2 protein-coding genes are annotated in these 2,928 nt (G+C 72.2%); both read right to left on the reverse strand.

Going from position 1 to position 2,928, the window contains the following annotated elements:
* Positions 1-48: 48 nt before the first annotated feature.
* Positions 49-1,092 (reverse strand): LacI family DNA-binding transcriptional regulator, encoded by a 1,044-nt coding sequence (locus ACFV0G_RS34780; protein WP_380556604.1) that lies wholly within the window; start codon positions 1,090-1,092, stop codon positions 49-51.
* Between the two features lies 1 nt (position 1,093).
* Positions 1,094-2,824, reverse strand: a complete 1,731-nt coding sequence (locus ACFV0G_RS34785) for a glycoside hydrolase family 13 protein (RefSeq protein WP_380556606.1) — start codon at positions 2,822-2,824, stop codon at positions 1,094-1,096.
* Positions 2,825-2,928 lie beyond the last annotated feature (104 nt).

The raw sequence follows: 2,928 nt of genomic DNA on the forward strand, positions 1-2,928 counted from the left end.
CCGGAGAGTTGACTCTCCGGGGCCGCCCCGTCGTTGCGTCCGGTGGGCTCAGCGGCCGCCGGCCGCCGTGGAGCCGCGCATCACCAGCTCCGGCTGGAACATGAACTCCGCGCGCTGCGCGGGGTTGCCGCCGACCTCCTCCAGCAGCGCGTCCACCGCGGCGGTGGCCATCGCCTCCACCGGCTGGCGGATCGTGGTGAGCGGCGGCTCGGTGAACGCTATCAGCGGCGAGTCGTCGAACCCGACCACCGAGACGTCCTGCGGCACCGCCAGACCGCGCTGGCGGGCCGCCCGGATCGCCCCGAGCGCCATCATGTCGCTGCCGCACACGATCGCCGTGCAGCCCTTGTCGAGCAGGGCCCCGGCCGCGGCGTGCCCGCCCTCCACGCTGAACAGCGTGTGGTGGACGTAGCCGTCGGCCTCCTCCTCGGTCAGGCCGAGCAGTTCGCGGATCGCGGCGGTGAAGCCCTCGATCTTGCGGAGCACCGGCACGTACCGCTTCTGGCCGACCGCGAGGCCGATCCGGGTGTGACCGAGCTCGACCAGGTGCTGCACCGCCATCCACATGGCGGCGCGGTCGTCCGGCGAGATGAACGGCGCGGCGATCTTCTCGCTGTAGCCGTTGATCATGACGAACGGCACCTGGCGGCCGATCAGCTTGTTGTAGCGGTCGTGGTCCGCCGTGGTGTCCGCGTGCAGGCCGGAGACGAAGACGATGCCGGCGACACCGCGCTCGACCAGCATCTCCACCAGCTCGTCCTCGGTGGACCCGCCGGGCGTCTGGGTGCAGAGCACCGGCGTGAAGCCGTGCCGGCTGAGCACCTGCTCGATCACCTGGGCGAGGGCCGGGAAGATGGGGTTGCTGAGCTCCGGGGTGATCAGGCCGATCAGACCCGCGCTGCGCTGCCGCAGCCGGGTCGGACGCTCGTACCCGAGCACGTCGAGAGCGGCCAGCACGGTCTGGCGGGTGGTCGCGGAGACGCCCGCCTTACCGTTGAGTACGCGGCTGACGGTGGCTTCGCTGACCCCCGCCTGCGCCGCGATGTCCGAGAGTCGCGCCGTAGTCACGATCCCAGAGCCTATTGCAACCATCTCAGACCGCCCACCATACGGTGCTGTCAGCTGCCAGCAGAATGTCGCCGCCGACGGCCTCCGCCTCGGCGGAGGAGAGCAGCATACGTCCCGGGGCCGGGATGCGGACCGGCGCACCGGTGGTGTTGGAGGTGCAGACGAACGAGCCCTGTGCGCTCTCGCGCCGGAAGGCCAGCACGCCCTCGGGCGCGTCCAGCCAGGCGACCTCGGTGCCAGCGCCGAGCGCCGGGTGCTCGCGGCGCACGGCCAGCGCCGAGCGGTAGAGCTCCAGGGTCGAGGTGGGGTCACCGGTCTGGACCTCTACGCTGAGCCCGGCCCACTCGGCGGGCTGCGGCAGCCAGCTGGGGCCGCCCGCGTTCGGGCCGAAGCCGTACGGGGCCTCGGTGCCGGACCACGGGATCGGCACCCGGCAGCCGTCGCGGAAGCCGTCCTGGCCCTCGGCCCGGAAGAACGACGGGTCCTGGCGGACCTCGTCGGGCAGGTCGGTGACGTCCGGCAGGCCGAGCTCCTCGCCCTGGTAGACGTAGGCGGAGCCGGGCAGCGCCAGCATCAGCAGGGAGGCGGCGCGGGCGCGGCGCAGGCCGAGCGCGCGGTCTCCGGCGGTGCGGATCTGGGTGCCGAGGCCCGGCTCGTTGGCGAACCGGGTGGCGTGCCGGGTGACGTCGTGGTTGGAGAGCACCCAGGTGGTCGGGGCGTCGACCGGCCGCATCGAGTCGAGCGACACGTCGATCACCTCGCGCAGCGCCTCGGCGTCCCAGGAGGTGCCCAGGTACTGGAAGTTGAAGGCCTGGTGCAGCTCGTCGCGGCGGACGTAGTTGGCGGTGCGCTGGACGGTCGGGGTCCAGGCCTCGGCCACGCCGATCCGCTGGCCCGGGTACTCGTCCAGGATCTTCCGCCAGTCGCGGTAGATCTCGTGCACGCCGTCCTGGTCGAAGAACGGCATCACGTCGTTGCCGAGCAGCTTCAGCTGGTCGCCGTCGCCGCCGATGTCGGGCAGGCCGGCCTCCTTGACCATGCCGTGCGCGACGTCGATCCGGAAGCCGTCGACGCCCATGTCCAGCCAGAAGCGCAAGATCGAGCGGAACTCGTCGGCGACCGCCCGGTTCTCCCAGTTGAAGTCGGGCTGCTCGGGCGCGAAGAGGTGGAGGTACCACTCGCCGGGGGTGCCGTCCGGGTTGACGGTGCGGGTCCAGGCCGGGCCGCCGAAGATCGACTCCCAGTTGTTGGGCGGCAGCTCGCCGTTCTCGCCCTTGCCGGGACGGAAGTGGTAGCGCTCCCGCAGCGGCGAGGACGGGCCCTCGCGCAGCGCGCGCTGGAACCACTCGTGCTGGTCCGAGGAGTGGTTGGGGACGAGGTCGACGATGATCCGCAGGCCCAGCGCGTGGGCGTCGCGGATCAGGCCGTCGGCGTCGAGCAGGGTGCCGAACATCGGGTCGACCGCGCGGTAGTCCGCCACGTCGTAGCCGGCGTCCGCCTGCGGGGAGGCGTAGAACGGGGAGAGCCAGACCGCGTCGACGCCGAGGTCGCGCAGGTAGGGCAGACGGCTCCGGATGCCCGGCAGGTCGCCCATGCCGTCGCCGTTGGCGTCCGCGAAACTGCGGGGGTAGACCTGATAGATGACCGCGTCACGCCACCAGCCTCTGGGCTCGCCTGTGGTCGTCTCCCGGGCGCAGGTGTCGGGAGCGGGCACGGCGGCGGCGGACCGGACGGAGTCGGCCAGGTTCTGGGTCATGGACAGTCATCCCTTGGGGATTGGGTGTCGTCCCGGGGGGGGGGGGGGGGGGGCGCGCGGCGGGCGCGGCTGCACCCGGCGAGGGGTGTAACGCTGTGGATCTG

It is taken from the genome of Kitasatospora sp. NPDC059571, assembly GCF_042735675.1.
In the GTDB taxonomy this organism is placed as follows: domain Bacteria; phylum Actinomycetota; class Actinomycetes; order Streptomycetales; family Streptomycetaceae; genus Kitasatospora.